This is a genomic window from Stenotrophomonas sp. YJH_SMC_27, from assembly GCF_059369815.1.
In genome coordinates this window covers 53,754-68,092 of the sequence record NZ_JCAFTA010000018.1, presented here as the reverse complement: position 1 = coordinate 68,092, position 14,339 = coordinate 53,754, and the positions used below count along the sequence as shown (strand labels likewise).

Sequence of the window (14,339 nt, the reverse complement as noted above, 5' to 3'; positions counted from 1 at the left end):
CCGGACAAAGGACACGAAGCGGCACTTACATAGTTTACGTAAGTATGTATTAATATCCATCATACAACCACCGGGAGCGAGTCGTGAACAGGCCTGTCGTCGTCGATTCTTCATTGGAGAGAGCTCAAAACATCGTGCGTGAAGCGCGAGGTGGCCACACGCCTTCGCCTTGCGTGAAGACGTTCTTCGACCCCGCCACCTTTACGGCCAGCCACGTGGTACGCGACCCCCGGTCTTCGGCGTGCGCCATCATCGACAGCGTTCTTGATTTCGATATGCCCTCTGGACGCACCTCGACCGACTCCGCCGCGGCGCTGGTCCAGTACATTCATGACGAAGGGCTGCAGGTTCAGTGGCTGCTGGAAACGCATGCCCACGCCGATCACCTTTCCGCTGCACCGTGGTTGCAGCGGCGGGTCGGCGGAACGCTTGCCATTGGCGAGCACATCACCGGCGTGCAGGACACCTTCGGCAAGGTTTTCAACGCTGGCAAGGAGTTCAAGCGCGACGGGAGCCAATTCGACCATCTGTTTGCCGATGGCGCGGAGTTCACCGTTGGGAATCTCCAGGCAACTGCCTTGCACGTGCCAGGCCACACCCCTGCGTGCATGGCCTACGTCATCGGGGATGCGGTCTTTCCGGGCGACACTCTGTTCATGCCGGACTACGGCACGGCCCGCTGCGACTTCCCCGGTGGCTCGGCCCGCCAGCTCTATCGCTCCATCCAACGTCTACTGGCCCTGCCGGATGACGCCCGGGTGTTCCTCTGCCACGACTACAAGGCCACGGGCCGGGATCGGTTCGCATGGGAAACCACCATGGGCGCGGAACGAACCGCGAATATCCATGTGCATCAAGGTGTGACGGAGGACATGTTCGTGGAGATGCGTGAGAGCCGCGACGCGACGCTCCCCATGCCGCGCCTGATCCTGCCCTCAGTGCAGGTCAACATGCGCGCGGGCCATCTGCCCGACCCGGATGACAACGGGGTGCGCTACCTCAAACTGCCGGTGGACCTGCTATGACCCTCCCCTCTTTGGCGTGGTACTGGCCCGTCATCGGCGGCCTGATGATCGGTACGGCAGCGGGTGGATTTCTGCTGCTGACCGGTCGCATTGCCGGCGTCTCCGGCTTGCTTGCAAACACTCTTGGCCTGTCGTCCGCTGGCGACCGCTCCTTGTCGGCCCTGTTCCTGGCAGGGCTGCTGGTGGCGTCCGGGCTGGCGCTCGCGGTCAAGCCCATTTCGCTGCCGTCGCTTTCAATCTCCGCTACGCCGTTGTTGGTGTTGGCCGGGCTGCTGGTCGGCTTTGGAACCCGCCTCGGATCTGGCTGCACGAGCGGTCACGGCGTTTGCGGCCTGGCCAGGCTGTCACCACGCTCCATGGTTGCCACGGGCGTTTTCATGCTCATGGGCATGGCGACCGTGGCGGTTGTCCGCATGATGATCGGAGGCGGAACATGATCCGGCTGGCGGCAGTTCTGTGTGGCGCCTTGTTTGGCCTGGGCCTGGTCGTCTCGGACATGGCCAATCCCACGCGCGTACTCGCCTTTCTTGACGTCACAGGCAGGTGGGATCCATCACTGGCACTTGTCATGGCCGGGGCGCTGATTCCGTCAGCGATCGCCTATCGATGGGTCCGCGCACGCAATGCTCCTGTGCTCGCTGCGGCGCTGCACATTCCCAATCAGCGTCAGATCGACCGGAACCTGGTCATTGGCGCGGCAGTGTTTGGCGTTGGGTGGGGGCTGGCAGGCGTATGCCCGGGCCCGGCCATTGCACTGTTGCCAACGGGTCAACCCTTTGCACTCGTTTTCGCGGCCGCCATGGTCGTCGGCATGCTCCTCCACTGGCTCCTCCACCGTCCCCGCTCAACAGAGAATTCGCCATGAATCTGCACTCACTTGCGCCGAGCTTGCATGTGACCGACCAACTGGTTCCCACCGACATACCTGCCTTGAAAAAGGCGGGCATCTCGAGTGTCATCTGTAATAGACCCGACGGCGAGCAGCCGGACCAGCCCGATCACCTTGCACTGCAGGCGGCCTGCTCCAGGGCGGGCCTGGGCTTTGCCTATCTGCCCGTCGTGCCTGGCGGCATCACCGATGGACATGTGCAGCAGTTTGGCGTGCTGCTGGAACAACTGCCTGCACCCATCGTCGCTTACTGCAGGACCGGCACCCGCTCGACGTCGCTATGGGCCCTATCCCAGGTTCGTAACGGCGGAGCTACGCCCGAACAGGTGCTGTCCATTGCCGGTGAGGCTGGTTACGACCTGTCCTCTCTTGCTTCGCGCCTGCGAGGCGCCCCCTCTTCCGCTGCCTAACGGCCAACTGACATGGAAACCCTTTCCCTGTTGCAGCTCGCGCTGGGTGGACTCTCCGGCATTCTGGTGGGCTTCGTACTCGGGCTGGTCGGCGGAGGCGGCTCTATTCTGGCTGTCCCGCTCATGCTTTACCTGGTGGGCATCGACAGTCCACACGTCGCCATCGGTACCAGTGCATTGGCGGTTGCTGCCAATGCACTTTCCAACCTTTTCGTTCATGCCCGCCGGGGAAACGTGAGATGGCCGTGCGCGTCGGTCTTCGCGTTGGCAGGCATCGCTGGCGCCTATCTGGGCTCCAGCTTAGGTAAGGCCGTGGATGGGCAGCGACTATTGTTCATGTTTGCCCTGCTGATGGTCGTGATAGGCATTCTTATGCTGCGCAAACGCAATGCGGAAGGTGATGCAAGCGTCCGCCTCAGCAAAGGGAACATGCCGGCACTGCTCGGATTAGGGGCGTTCTCCGGGGCACTCTCCGGATTCTTCGGTATTGGCGGCGGCTTCCTGGTTGTCCCTGGGCTGATGGCCGCCACGGGCATGCCGATGCTGGCCGCAATAGGCAGCTCCCTCGTAGCTGTCTCCGCTTTCGGTCTGACGACTGCCATCAACTATGCTCAATCCGGCCTGGTCAACTGGCCACTTGCTGCCGCATTCGTCGTTGCTGGAAGTGCGGGCGGAATCGCCGGAGCGCGCGCATCAGCAGCGTTGGCAGAGCACCGTGGAGTGTTGAATGTTGCATTCGCGCTACTCATTTTCATGACGGCGGCTTATATGCTCTGGCAGATGCCCTGACTACCGCGCCATCGCCCAACCCGCCATGGCAGCCAGCAACACCACCACGATCGGCGGTGCACGCGCGACGACCAGTAGCCCGAACGCAACCAGCGCCATCGTGACATCCCATCGGTCATGGATCGCACTCGTCCACACCGGGTCGTACAACGCTGCCAGCAGGATCCCGACGACCCCGGCGTTGACGCCTGCAATTGAAGCCTGCAGATCCTTGCGGTGGCTTAGCGACTCCCAGAAGGGCAGCACTCCTACGAGCACGAGAACGGCAGGCATGAAAATGACCGCCAACAGCGTAAGACCTCCCGCCCAGCCACTCAACGGACCCGCGGCCATGGCCCCCAGGTACGCTGCGAATGTGAAAAGAGGGCCCGGCACCGCCTGCGCCGCACCGTACCCGGCGAGCAGATCTGCCGTGCTCACGGTGCCGCTCTGGACAACCGCGGTCTGCAGCAATGGCAGCACGACGTGGCCGCCGCCAAAGACCAGGGCGCCGGCGCGGTAGACCCCCTCCAACAGCATGGCCAGGGGGGATCCGCTCGCCGCGGCCCACACCGGCAGCAGAACAAGTGGCAGCACCAGTAGCACCAGTGCCACCGTGCCGGTTCTTCGCGAGACGGGATAGCCGCCGTCTGATTGGCCGGAAACTGGTGACTGCCACAACGGAAACGCCCCAGATCCCACAGCTGTCCGCCCGTATTTCCCCACAAGGACGCCCGCGATTTCCAGATCTCCCCCAAAGATGCCCTTGATTCCTGGATCCGCACCTAAGACGCCCTCGATTTCTGGCTCCACATCCAGCTCGCCCTTGAGTTCCCAACTGCGCACCTGATCGGTCAGAGCTTGTCGCCTGCACTTCCCAGTTCCGCCAGTCGCGACATTGGTCGCAAGAACAATTAGACGAGATCTCGGGCCTGAACGTGCGAACAGTTCAGCGGGTTGAGCAGGACTACAACACCGCGACTTCCCTGGGTGACGCGCCACGCCCCGCTCCACCTGCTCAAGCGCGTCGCTCGCCCCCTGACCAAGCTTTGACCTTAACTGGGCGTCGGTGACTCCCTCCCGTTCTGGTCGGCATCTGGGCCTTGTAGCGGCTCAAGCGCTGAGCTATAACGCCTTAGCCAGTCGCTATAAAGCGCCGGTGTTGTGCCCGCATAGCCAATAGGCTCCGGGTGCCCGAGGTCCACCCAATGGGGGCACGGGAATCCTTCGATTCCGGAGCCATCCATGACCGCCAAACGCCGCAGATCCCTTCGCACTTCTGCCTTCTACGCCCAATCGGGCCGTTGCTTCTATTGCGGCCTGCCGATGTGGCTCACTGCACCCTCAGAGCTCGGGCTGAAGGCCAGTAAGGCCCGAGCCTTTCAATGCACCGCCGAGCACCTGGTGGCCCAACAGGACGGGGGCAGAGACGTGTCCGGGAACGTGGTGGCCGCGCATAGCCGGTGCAACCAGGGCAGGCACCAGCGGAAGGGACCAGCCCCTTCCGCTGAAGCGTTCCGGGCGCTGGTTCAGACGCGGCTGGCAATGGGGAGATGGTGGTCCCGACTGCCATCAGGGATTGCACGTGCTTCCGTATGGCCAATTGAATTGAATCTTTGCAAGGAATCGGCAGCTGCTTGCCTGATTCGCTAGTCCACACTAGTGGCGCCCGGTTGCGGTGCTAGAACGGCGAGTCTGCTGCGAAATGGTCGCGCATTGGGCCTAACAAGGTCTGCGACCCTGTCAACACGTCCGAGAATTCCACCTGTCGCCACCTTCTCGTTCCAATATCGTTCCATCCACTCGGCTTTATCCAGGATCTTACCCGGAGCGCCTAGCAGCCTCTTGGCGATGAAATGCCGGATGAGAGCGGCCTGGCTATCGAGAATCACGACGCCCGCCCTTGGATTAGAGTCATAAGCGCTGTACGAGATCAGATAGTGGACATAGTGGCGGTCTGGCTCTTCGTCATCCCACGTCAACAGGTTGCTTAACCCCGCAGCGCGAGCATCCGATCGCACCTCTTCGCTCACGAGCACCATGGGATTGCGTGCTTCCTTACATTCCATGCGATAGGCGTCCAGCATCGCCGGTCCGAAGATCATCTGAGAATCATGATGAATGCTTCCAACTGTGAGCCCTCCACGTATCAATATATCAACCACTAGCAGGTTCTCGGCCAACATTCTGATGCAGCTCAGGATGTCGGCAAGGCCAGCAGGAGAGCGGCTGCTTGATATGACGATGCAGTCGCTGAAGTAAGTGAACAAAAGTCCTGTTGCTGGGTTGCAGCACGCTGTGTTCTTTAGTCTGTCGATGGCCTCTGCTATTTCATCAAGCTTGCTCATGTCGGCTGCCGACTCTTGGACAAGTGCGGAGAACCCGAGCATGTCGATGAAGGCGACGTACTTATCTTGGTAGAGCATGAAGAACTCCTTAGATGGTCGTGCCCATGGTGCCGAGGGCGGTTCCATTTGACCAGCGGGTGCGGGGCACGTCATAGGCCATGGAGCAATGTCAGCGACCTGGCTCGCGCACTAGTCTCGCAGAGGCTTGTTACGGCGCATCTTCGCATCGGATAGAAGCGAGCGAACGAGAGAGTTGAAGTCCATCCTGGCCCTAAAAGTTTCCTTCACCCTTGGTTAAACGAATGTCCGCTTTCGGTCAGAAGCGGACCAAAGTAGCCGGTGCTCTTCGCAGCCCGTACGCGACTTGGAGTCATATCATCAATCTGTATCAGGGCTCAGACCTAAGTGCCTGATGGTCCAATTCAGCGACACTATCCAGCTTCGGCGTCATCGCACACTTCGGGATACAGCCAGCGCGATCCGCTTATGGAACCAAACCGCACTGTGCCTTACTCTTAAGGAACATTGCCAACGGCAACCTTCGGCAATTGAATTTAGAGAATCCGGGCGGTTCATCCCGCGCGGCCCGTTAATGTCTACAGCTGTGGAGTTGTGAATGGCAGAAGATCAAGGTGGTGAAGAGGTAATTAGGGAGATAGGGAAGGCGCTAGCCCTTGCGTCTGAGCTTGATCCACAAATTGTTAGATCGCTTCGCTCCGCGATTGTTCAGGCGATGTCTGATTACGAGGACGACACGAATGCACAAGCTGCAGCCGCACTTGCGGCGGTTCTCGATTTTAGACCTGTGACGACCCAAGACGCCCTCTCGCAAACCTTGGGTGAGATCGGGAAGCTGGTCCAAGGTCTCACCGGACTGGAGGACGTTCATTACACTGTTGAGACACCAGAAGGTCGCCGAGTTCGCTCAATCCGGTCACATCTACCAACTGTATCACCCCAGCGTTTGACGGATCACGAGCAGGCAGATCTTGAGGCCTATATCGCTCGATATCTGCCACCGGACGACCCTCGCGAGGAACACGCGCCACGAGGACCGCGACTGTGACGATCAGTAAGTTAGCAATCCTCAACGCTGTGAAAGCAGCCATTTCGCGTGCTAAGGCGAGCGGGTCTCCCTACGCGCAAGGAAAGGCTTACGAACTTCGGGTGCTGCTTAGGCTTCTGCGAATCATCGATAGTGCGGGCTACAAGCTCACGTGTACCCCCAAGATGGCAGGCGTCCTGACGTTTGGAGGATCTCCATGCAAAGCAAACCATCCGGATCACGATTACATCAGTGGATCTACGTCTACTGAGAAGCTCGAGATTAGGATTTCAGTGCAGGTCACCACACTAAGCCATAGCTGGAAAGGCACGACGGTGGTCAAAGCGGCTGACCGTCACGAGATTGACGTCGGTGTATATCGTCCGATTAAGACCCGTCGCTATCCCGCATTTACGGAGTTACTTCTTGGGGTCTCGTGCAAGACTGGCGGCTGGAACAAGGCGTACGTCCGCGAGGCGCTAGGTATGCGTAGGGAGCTAGGATTCCTCACATCACCTAGGACGAGCTTGACGAGCTCAGCTCCGTGGTTCATCGCAACAGTTCCCTGCGATCCTCCGGTTCCCTTTGCCTTGTACGCGACCAACGCTGGGTCCGCCGTGTATGCGTCGTTGGCAGCTTTGGGGCTCTACGTCGAGCACTACAAGGGGTAGCGGAAACAGGCTTTGGAGTACGGATCAACTCAGGTGTGTCGAGAACGATGCCCGCTTTGGGTCGAAGGCGGATGCCATCACCCGGCCGGTCGCCGCCCAATGTCCGCTTCCGGCCAGAAGCGGACATCCACCCTGCCCTCGATAAACATCCCAAATCCACGGACGACCTTGGTCTGCTTTGGCCTTCTGCCTTAGGGCCAGACCTGAACTTCGATTTCAGCCCCTAGCGTATTTGACTCCCGCGACCTAGATCTCTCCTAGATCCTTGAGCAGGGCTTGCCCCTTCTGCAGAAACCCAACTAGCAGTCGACCTCCTGCTACTTTCCGGCCCAATTGCCCATTGAGGTAGCTGACCTGGAGACGCGCATGGGCCAGCAGATCCACCTGGGCCATGCTAGGGGTCGCGGCCTGGAGCGGTTCGCCCGGCGACGCCATCTGCCCCCCGATCGGCTGGACAACGCAAGGGCGCCGGCTGTCACTCTTCGCATACGCCGTGGCCATCATCCGGCCGTTCTTCAACGACCATCCACCAAGCACCAACTCGGTCCCGAGTTGCTCGATCGGCAATCCCGCTTCGCTAACCGCTTTCTCAAAGTTCGGCCAGAGTTGGTCCACCACCAGCCCTAGCTCGGCAGATAGCTGTTCTATTGTGAAATCTGCGCGGAAGCTGGCCTGCAGTGCAAGCTCGTAGATGCGGAGGAAGGGGGAACCGCAGAATTCGGAAAAAATCGTACGCTAAGCTAACGGTGTTCTCGTGACAGCTCTTTGACTAGGCTTTCTAAGGGGTCGTCTCAGAAAACGGAAAATAAAGCACGCTAAGGCATAGCCGAACCTGCCAAGCTTGCTCCACCCTGTAGTGACGCGATCAGCGGGCAGGAAACGTTCCCCCTTCGCGCATGGCAGGTGCGCACCAACTCAGACAGCACGGCCTCCATGCGCGCCAGGTCAGCCATTTTCTCGCGCACGTCCTTGAGCTTGTGCTCGGCCAGACTGCTGGCTTCCTCGCAATGGGTGCCATCCTCCAGCCGCAGCAGCTCGGCGATCTCATCCAGGCTGAAGCCCAGCCGCTGGGCTGATTTCACGAAGCGCACCCGCGTTACATTCGCCTCGCCATAGCGGCGGATGCTGCCATAGGGCTTGTCAGGCTCCAGCAACAAGCCCTTGCGCTGATAGAAACGGATGGTCTCCACATTGACCCCGGCCGCCTTGGCGAAAACGCCAATGGTCAGGTTCTCCAAATTGTTTTCCATATCGCTTGACTCCGTACATGAGTACGGAAGTAAGGTTACGCTATCCAATTTCAATTCGAAAGGACAAGCGCATGTCTGAACCAAAAACCGGGCGCGGCGCGCTCTTCACTGGAGGGCTTGCCGCCATCCTCGCCTCGGCTTGCTGCCTCGGGCCGTTGGTTCTGATCGCCTTGGGGTTCAGCGGCGCTTGGATCGGCAACTTGGCGGTGTTGGAACCCTATCGCCCCATCTTTATCGGCGTGGCGCTGGTGGCGTTGTTCTTCGCCTGGCGGCGCATCTACCGGCAGGCAGCGGCCTGCAAACCGGGTGAGGTCTGCGCGATTCCCCAAGTGCGAGCTACTTACAAGCTCATTTTCTGGATCGTGGCCGCGCTGGTTCTGGTCGCGCTCGGATTTCCCTACGTCATGCCATTTTTCTACTGATCGGAGTTCACCATGAAGAAACTGTTTGCCTCCCTCGCCCTCGCCGCCGTTGTTGCCCCCGTCTGGGCCGCCACCCAGACCGTCACGCTGTCCGTACCGGGCATGACCTGCTCCGCCTGCCCGATCACTGTCAAGAAGGCGATTTCCAAGGTCGAAGGCGTCAGCAAAGTTGACGTGACTTTCGAGACACGCCAAGCGGTCGTCACCTTCGACGATGCCAAGACCAGCGTGCAGAAGCTGACCAAGGCAACCGCAGACGCGGGCTATCCGTCCAGCGTCAAGCAGTGAGTCACTGAAAACGGCACCGCAGCACAACGGACGTCATTGTCTGGCGCCACAAACGATAAAAGATCTGTTGCATGACCCATCTAAAAATCACCGGCATGACTTGCGACTCGTGCGCGGCGCACGTCAAGGAAGCGCTGGAAAAAGTGCCAGGCGTGCAGTCGGCGCTGGTGTCCTATCCGAAGGGCACAGCGCAACTCGCCATCGTGCCGGGCACATCGCCGGACGCGCTGACTGCCGCCGTGGCCGGACTGGGCTACAAGGCAACGCTAGCCGATGCGCCACTGGCGGACAACCGCGTCGGACTGCTCGACAAGGTGCGGGGATGGATGGCCGCCGCCGAAAAGCACAGTGGCAACGAGCCCCCGGTGCAGGTAGCGGTCATTGGCAGCGGTGGAGCCGCGATGGCGGCGGCGCTGAAGGCCGTCGAGCAAGGCGCGCAGGTCACGCTGATCGAGCGCGGCACCATCGGCGGCACCTGCGTCAATGTCGGCTGTGTGCCGTCCAAGATCATGATCCGCGCCGCCCACATCGCCCATCTGCGCCGGGAAAGCCCGTTCGATGGCGGTATTGCGGCAACTGTGCCTACGATTGACCGCAGTAAGCTGCTGGCCCAGCAGCAGGCCCGCGTCGACGAACTGCGGCACGCCAAGTACGAAGGCATCCTGGGCGGTAATCCGGCCATCACCGTTGTGCACGGTGAGGCGCGCTTCAAGGACGACCAGAGCCTTACCGTCCGTTTGAACGAGGGTGGCGAGCGCGTCGTGATGTTCGACCGCTGCCTGGTCGCCACGGGTGCCAGCCCGGCGGTCCCGCCGATTCCGGGCTTGAAAGAGTCACCCTACTGGACTTCCACCGAGGCCCTGGCGAGCGACACCATTCCCGAACGCCTTGCCGTAATCGGCTCGTCGGTGGTGGCGCTGGAGCTGGCGCAAGCCTTTGCCCGGCTGGGCAGCAAGGTCACGGTCCTGGCGCGCAATACCTTGTTCTTCCGTGAAGACCCGGCCATCGGCGAGGCGGTGACAGCCGCTTTCCGTGCCGAGGGCATCGAGGTGCTGGAGCACACGCAAGCCAGCCAGGTCGCCCATATGGACGGTGAATTCGTGCTGACCACCACGCACGGTGAATTGCGCGCCGACAAACTGCTGGTTGCCACCGGTCGGACACCGAACACGCGCAGCCTCGCGCTGGACGCAGCGGGGGTCACTGTCAATGCGCAAGGTGCCATCGTCATCGACCAAGGCATGCGCACGAGCAACCCGAACATCTACGCGGCCGGCGACTGCACCGACCAGCCGCAGTTCGTCTATGTGGCGGCAGCGGCCGGCACCCGTGCCGCGATCAACATGACCGGCGGCGATGCGGCGCTCGACCTGACCGCAATGCCGGCCGTGGTGTTCACCGATCCGCAAGTGGCGACCGTGGGCTACAGCGAGGCGGAAGCCCACCACGACGGGATCGAGACCGACAGCCGCACCTTGACCTTGGACAACGTGCCGCGTGCGCTCGCCAACTTCGACACACGCGGCTTCATCAAGTTGGTTATCGAGGAAGGCAGCCATCGGCTGATCGGCGTACAGGCGGTCGCGCCGGAAGCGGGTGAACTGATCCAGACGGCGGCTCTGGCCATTCGCAACCGCATGACGGTGCAGGAACTGGCCGACCAGTTGTTCCCCTACCTGACGATGGTCGAGGGGTTGAAGCTCGCGGCGCAGACCTTCAACAAGGATGTGAAGCAGCTTTCCTGCTGCGCCGGGTGAGAAAAAGGAGGTGTTCAATGAACGCCTACACGGTGTCCCGGCTGGCTCTTGATGCCGGGGTGAGCGTGCATATCGTGCGCGACTACCTGCTGCGCGGATTGCTGCGCCCGGTGGCGTGCACACCAGGCGGCTACGGCTTGTTCGATGACGCCGCCTTGCAACGGCTGTGCTTCGTGCGGGCGGCCTTCGAGGCGGGCATCGGCCTCGACGCGCTGGCGCGGCTGTGCCGGGCGCTGGATGCGGCGGACGGCGACGAAGCGGCCGCGCAGCTTGCCCTGCTGCGTCAGTTCGTCGAGCGTCGGCGCGAAGCGTTGGCCGATCTGGAAGTGCAGTTGGCCACCCTGCCGACCGAGCCGGCACAGCACGCGGAGAGTCTGCCATGAACAACCCCGAGCGCTTGCCGTCCGAGACGCACAAACCGATCACCGGCTACCTGTGGGGCGGACTGGCTGTGCTGACTTGCCCCTGCCACCTGCCCATCCTCGCTGTCGTGCTGGCCGGCACAACCGCCGGTGCTTTCCTCGGCGAGCATTGGGTCATCGCGGCGCTCGGTTTGACCGGCCTGTTCCTTCTGTCCCTGTCGCGGGCGTTGCGGGCATTCAGGGAAAGAGAATGAGCGCTTTCCGGCCGGATGGATGGACGACGCCGGAACTGGCCCAAGCGGTCGAGCGCGGGCAGCTTGAACTGCACTACCAGCCCGTCGTCGATCTGCGCAGTGGTGGGATTGTCGGCGCGGAAGCCCTGTTGCGCTGGCGTCATCCGACGCTTGGACTATTGCCACCGGGCCAGTTCCTGCCCGTGGTCGAATCGTCCGGCCTGATGCCTGAAATCGGCGCTTGGGTGCTGGGTGAAGCCTGCCGCCAGATGCGTGACTGGCGAATGCTGGCATGGCGACCGTTCCGGCTGGCCGTCAATGTTTCGGCGAGCCAAGTGGGACCGGACTTCGACGGGTGGGTAAAGGGCGTGCTGGCTGATGCCGAGTTGCCCGCCGAGTATCTCGAAATCGAGCTGACCGAATCGGTCGCGTTTGGTGATCCGGCGATCTTCCCCGCCCTGGACGCCTTGCGGCAGATCGGTGTGCGCTTCGCCGCCGATGACTTCGGGACGGGGTATTCCTGTCTGCAACATCTGAAGTGCTGCCCAATCAGCACGCTCAAGATCGACCAATCGTTTGTCGCCGGGCTCGCCAACGACCGCCGCGACCAAACCATCGTGCACACCGTGATTCAGCTTGCGCACGGGCTGGGCATGGATGTGGTGGCTGAAGGCGTGGAAACATCGGCGAGTCTTGATCTATTGCGACAAGCGGACTGCGACACAGGACAAGGCTTCCTGTTCGCGAAGCCAATGCCGGCGGCGGCATTCGCCGTCTTCGTCAGTCAATGGAGGGGTGCCACCATGAATGCAAGTGACTCGACCACCACCAGTTGCTGCGTGTGCTGCAAGGAAATCCCGCTCGATGCCGCCTTCACCCCGGAAGGCGCGGAATACGTCGAGCACTTCTGCGGGTTGGAGTGTTATCAACGCTTCGAAGCGCGTGCCAAGACAGGGAACGAAACCGATGCCGATCCGAACGCCTGCGACTCGCTACCGTCAGATTGAGGCATACCCTAACTGGATGTCAGGCAGGGCCGCGCCGCTTGTCATTTTCAGAAGACGACTGCACCAATTGACGGGGCGTAACGCCAGGTGTGCAGTCGGCTCCTGACCACGCAATATCAGAAGTCATCTGCACCAATCTCGACTATGCTCAATACTCGTGTGCACCAAAGCGAGGTGTGAGCATGGCGTCAGACACATTACCAATTGCCGAGCAGGGCGTGGCCACCCTGCCCGATGCGGCATGGGCACAGGCCCGGCACCGGACCGAAATCATCGGGCCGCTGGCAGCGCTTGAAGTGGTTGGGCATGAAGCCGCCGATGCCGCTGCTCAAGCGCTGGGCCTATCCAGGCGACAGGTGTATGTCCTGATCCGGCGTGCCCGGCAAGGTGCTGGGTTTGTGACGGACCTGGTTCCCGGCCAGTCCGGCGGCGGAAAAGGCAAGGGACGCTTGCCGGAATCAGTTGAGCGCATCATCCGCGAGTTGCTGCAAAAGCGCTTCCTGACCAAGCAGAAGCGTAGCCTGGCGGCGTTCCACCGCGAGGTCGCGCAGGCTTGCAAAGCGCAAAAGCTACGGGTGCCGGCGCGCAACACTTTGGCCCTGCGGATCGCCGGCCTCGACCCGCTCAAGGCCACTCGCCGCCGGGAAGGTCAGGATGCGTCCCGCAGCCTGCAAGGTGTCGGTGGTGAGCCTCCCGCCGTGACCGCGCCACTGGAACAAGTGCAGATTGATCACACGGTCATCGACCTGATCGTGGTGGACGAGCGCGACCGGCAACCGATTGGCCGTCCGTATCTGACCATCGCCATCGACGTGTTTACCCGCTGCGTGCTCGGCATGGTCGTCACGCTGGAAGCGCCGTCATCTGTTTCGGTCGGCCTGTGCCTTGTGCATGTCGCCTGCGACAAGCGTCCCTGGCTGGAGGGTCTGAATATAGAAATGGATTGGCCGATGAGCGGCAAGCCCAGGCTGCTCTACTTGGACAACGCGGCCGAGTTCAAGAGCGAGGCGCTGCGCCGTGGCTGCGAGCAGCACGGCATCCGGTTGGACTATCGTCCGCCAGGGCAGCCGCACTACGGCGGCATCGTGGAACGGATCATCGGTACGGCGATGCAGATGATCCACGATGAATTGCCAGGGACGACCTTCTCCAACCCTGACCAGCGCGGGGACTACGATTCCGAAAACAAGGCCGCCCTGACATTGCGTGAGCTGGAGCGCTGGCTCACGTTGGCGGTGGGCACCTATCACGGCTCTGTGCACAACGGCCTGCTTCAGCCGCCGGCGGCGCGCTGGTCAGAAGCCGTGGCGCGTGTCGGTGTACCGGCTGTCGTCACCCGCGCCTTGGCTTTTTTGGTCGATTTCCTGCCCATCATTCGCCGTACTCTGACTCGCACCGGCTTTGTCATCGACCACATTCACTACTACGCCGATGCGCTCAAACCGTGGATCGCACGACGCGACCGCTTGCCCGCTTTCCTGATCCGGCGCGACCCGCGTGACATCAGCCGTATCTGGGTGCTGGAACCGGAGGGGCAGCATTACCTGGAAATCCCCTACCGTACCTTGTCGCACCCGGCTGTCACCCTCTGGGAACAACGGCAGGCGCTGACGAAATTGCGGCAGCAGGGACGCGAACAGGTGGATGAGTCGGCGCTGTTCCGCATGATCGGGCAGATGCGCGAGATCGTGACCACCGCACAGAAGGCCACGCGCAAGGCGCGGCGCGACGCGGATCGACGCCAGCACCTCAAGGCATCGCCTCCGCCGGACAAGCCGATTCCGCCGAAAACGGACGTTGCTGATCCGCAGGCAGACAACCTGCCTCCGGCCAAACCGTTCGACCAGATCGAGGAGTGGTAGCC

General features: G+C 61.5%; 16 protein-coding genes and 1 pseudogene. 14 read left to right on the top strand and 3 right to left on the bottom strand.

Annotated features, from left to right (window positions below; genetic code table 11):
• The first annotated feature begins 113 nt into the window (after positions 1–113).
• The 5 genes from AC5P7R_RS20245 to AC5P7R_RS20225 are packed head-to-tail and all read left to right on the top strand — an operon-like array spanning position 114 to position 3,113.
• A complete protein-coding gene (locus AC5P7R_RS20245) occupies positions 114–1,025 on the top strand; it encodes an MBL fold metallo-hydrolase (RefSeq protein WP_080101844.1) in 912 nt (303 codons plus the stop codon).
• Positions 1,022–1,462 (top strand): YeeE/YedE family protein, encoded by a 441-nt coding sequence (locus AC5P7R_RS20240; protein ID WP_005413386.1) that lies wholly within the window; start codon positions 1,022–1,024, stop codon positions 1,460–1,462. Before AC5P7R_RS20245 ends, AC5P7R_RS20240 begins: the two co-directional genes overlap by 4 nt.
• Entirely contained in the window at positions 1,459–1,890 is a 432-nt protein-coding gene (locus tag AC5P7R_RS20235; protein WP_046272483.1) for a YeeE/YedE family protein, read from the top strand. The genes AC5P7R_RS20240 and AC5P7R_RS20235 overlap by 4 nt, the downstream gene beginning before the upstream one ends.
• Positions 1,887–2,324 carry a protein tyrosine phosphatase family protein gene (locus AC5P7R_RS20230; RefSeq protein WP_049430400.1) on the top strand — a complete coding sequence of 146 codons (438 nt, stop codon included), beginning with the start codon at positions 1,887–1,889 and terminating at the stop codon, positions 2,322–2,324. The genes AC5P7R_RS20235 and AC5P7R_RS20230 overlap by 4 nt, the downstream gene beginning before the upstream one ends.
• A gap of 27 nt (positions 2,325–2,351) precedes the next feature.
• Entirely contained in the window at positions 2,352–3,113 is a 762-nt protein-coding gene (locus AC5P7R_RS20225) for a sulfite exporter TauE/SafE family protein (RefSeq protein ID WP_080341470.1), read from the top strand.
• Here the strand turns inward: AC5P7R_RS20225 and AC5P7R_RS20220 are convergent, their stop codons facing one another.
• The gene (locus AC5P7R_RS20220; protein ID WP_234026165.1) at positions 3,114–3,938 is read right to left on the bottom strand and encodes a chromate transporter; all 825 of its coding nucleotides are present in this window, start codon (positions 3,936–3,938) and stop codon (positions 3,114–3,116) included. It lies immediately after the preceding gene.
• Positions 3,939–3,982: 44 nt separating this feature from the next.
• Between AC5P7R_RS20220 and AC5P7R_RS20215 the strand changes: the two are divergent.
• Positions 3,983–4,165 (top strand): annotated as a pseudogene (locus tag AC5P7R_RS20215) (hypothetical protein); the annotation flags it as partial.
• A 172-nt stretch (positions 4,166–4,337) separates the two neighbouring features.
• The gene (locus AC5P7R_RS20210) at positions 4,338–4,745 is read left to right on the top strand and encodes an HNH endonuclease (RefSeq protein ID WP_349675278.1); all 408 of its coding nucleotides are present in this window, start codon (positions 4,338–4,340) and stop codon (positions 4,743–4,745) included.
• Here the strand turns inward: AC5P7R_RS20210 and AC5P7R_RS20205 are convergent.
• Entirely contained in the window at positions 4,742–5,518 is a 777-nt protein-coding gene (locus AC5P7R_RS20205) for a hypothetical protein (protein WP_032966761.1), read from the bottom strand. The two genes, AC5P7R_RS20210 and AC5P7R_RS20205, sit on opposite strands and share 4 nt — an antisense overlap.
• A 2,453-nt stretch (positions 5,519–7,971) precedes the next feature.
• Positions 7,972–8,406 (bottom strand): mercury resistance transcriptional regulator MerR, encoded by a 435-nt coding sequence (merR, locus tag AC5P7R_RS20200; RefSeq protein WP_495214156.1) that lies wholly within the window; start codon positions 8,404–8,406, stop codon positions 7,972–7,974.
• Positions 8,407–8,477: 71 nt separating this feature from the next.
• Here merR and merT point away from each other — a divergent pair, with 71 nt between their 5' ends.
• From merT to AC5P7R_RS20165, 7 genes are all read left to right on the top strand, one after another.
• Complete coding sequence (gene merT, locus AC5P7R_RS20195; protein ID WP_003131974.1) at positions 8,478–8,828, top strand: mercuric ion transporter MerT; 351 nt, start codon at positions 8,478–8,480, stop codon at positions 8,826–8,828.
• A 12-nt stretch (positions 8,829–8,840) separates the two neighbouring features.
• The gene (gene merP / locus AC5P7R_RS20190; protein WP_003131987.1) at positions 8,841–9,116 is read left to right on the top strand and encodes a mercury resistance system periplasmic binding protein MerP; all 276 of its coding nucleotides are present in this window, start codon (positions 8,841–8,843) and stop codon (positions 9,114–9,116) included.
• 71 nt (positions 9,117–9,187) lie between these two features.
• Positions 9,188–10,873, top strand: coding sequence for a mercury(II) reductase (gene merA, locus AC5P7R_RS20185; RefSeq protein WP_003156770.1), 1,686 nt, complete (start codon positions 9,188–9,190; stop codon positions 10,871–10,873).
• Between the two features lie 17 nt (positions 10,874–10,890).
• Entirely contained in the window at positions 10,891–11,256 is a 366-nt protein-coding gene (merD, locus tag AC5P7R_RS20180) for a mercury resistance co-regulator MerD (protein WP_000995360.1), read from the top strand.
• Positions 11,253–11,489 carry a broad-spectrum mercury transporter MerE gene (gene merE, locus AC5P7R_RS20175; protein ID WP_003132004.1) on the top strand — a complete coding sequence of 79 codons (237 nt, stop codon included), beginning with the start codon at positions 11,253–11,255 and terminating at the stop codon, positions 11,487–11,489. The genes merD and merE overlap by 4 nt, the downstream gene beginning before the upstream one ends.
• Entirely contained in the window at positions 11,486–12,475 is a 990-nt protein-coding gene (locus AC5P7R_RS20170) for a DUF3330 domain-containing protein (RefSeq protein ID WP_003132006.1), read from the top strand. Before merE ends, AC5P7R_RS20170 begins: the two co-directional genes overlap by 4 nt.
• 218 nt (positions 12,476–12,693) lie before the next feature.
• The gene (locus AC5P7R_RS20165) at positions 12,694–14,337 is read left to right on the top strand and encodes a TnsB C-terminal domain-containing protein (protein ID WP_425513009.1); all 1,644 of its coding nucleotides are present in this window, start codon (positions 12,694–12,696) and stop codon (positions 14,335–14,337) included.
• Positions 14,338–14,339 lie beyond the last annotated feature (2 nt).

What these genes read in the sequence shown, in the direction of transcription:
- AC5P7R_RS20240 (WP_005413386.1), top strand. Translation starts at nt 1,022, where the DNA reads ATGACCCTCCCCTCTTTGGCGTGGTACTGGCCCGTCATCGGCGGCCTG.
- AC5P7R_RS20235 (WP_046272483.1), top strand. Translation starts at nt 1,459, where the DNA reads ATGATCCGGCTGGCGGCAGTTCTGTGTGGCGCCTTGTTTGGCCTGGGC.
- AC5P7R_RS20230 (WP_049430400.1), top strand. Translation starts at nt 1,887, where the DNA reads ATGAATCTGCACTCACTTGCGCCGAGCTTGCATGTGACCGACCAACTG.
- AC5P7R_RS20210 (WP_349675278.1), top strand. Translation starts at nt 4,338, where the DNA reads ATGACCGCCAAACGCCGCAGATCCCTTCGCACTTCTGCCTTCTACGCC.
- AC5P7R_RS20205 (WP_032966761.1), bottom strand. Translation starts at nt 5,518, where the DNA reads ATGCTCTACCAAGATAAGTACGTCGCCTTCATCGACATGCTCGGGTTC.
- merR (WP_495214156.1), bottom strand. Translation starts at nt 8,406, where the DNA reads ATGGAAAACAATTTGGAGAACCTGACCATTGGCGTTTTCGCCAAGGCG.
- merT (WP_003131974.1), top strand. Translation starts at nt 8,478, where the DNA reads ATGTCTGAACCAAAAACCGGGCGCGGCGCGCTCTTCACTGGAGGGCTT.
- merP (WP_003131987.1), top strand. Translation starts at nt 8,841, where the DNA reads ATGAAGAAACTGTTTGCCTCCCTCGCCCTCGCCGCCGTTGTTGCCCCC.
- merA (WP_003156770.1), top strand. Translation starts at nt 9,188, where the DNA reads ATGACCCATCTAAAAATCACCGGCATGACTTGCGACTCGTGCGCGGCG.
- merD (WP_000995360.1), top strand. Translation starts at nt 10,891, where the DNA reads ATGAACGCCTACACGGTGTCCCGGCTGGCTCTTGATGCCGGGGTGAGC.
- merE (WP_003132004.1), top strand. Translation starts at nt 11,253, where the DNA reads ATGAACAACCCCGAGCGCTTGCCGTCCGAGACGCACAAACCGATCACC.
- AC5P7R_RS20170 (WP_003132006.1), top strand. Translation starts at nt 11,486, where the DNA reads ATGAGCGCTTTCCGGCCGGATGGATGGACGACGCCGGAACTGGCCCAA.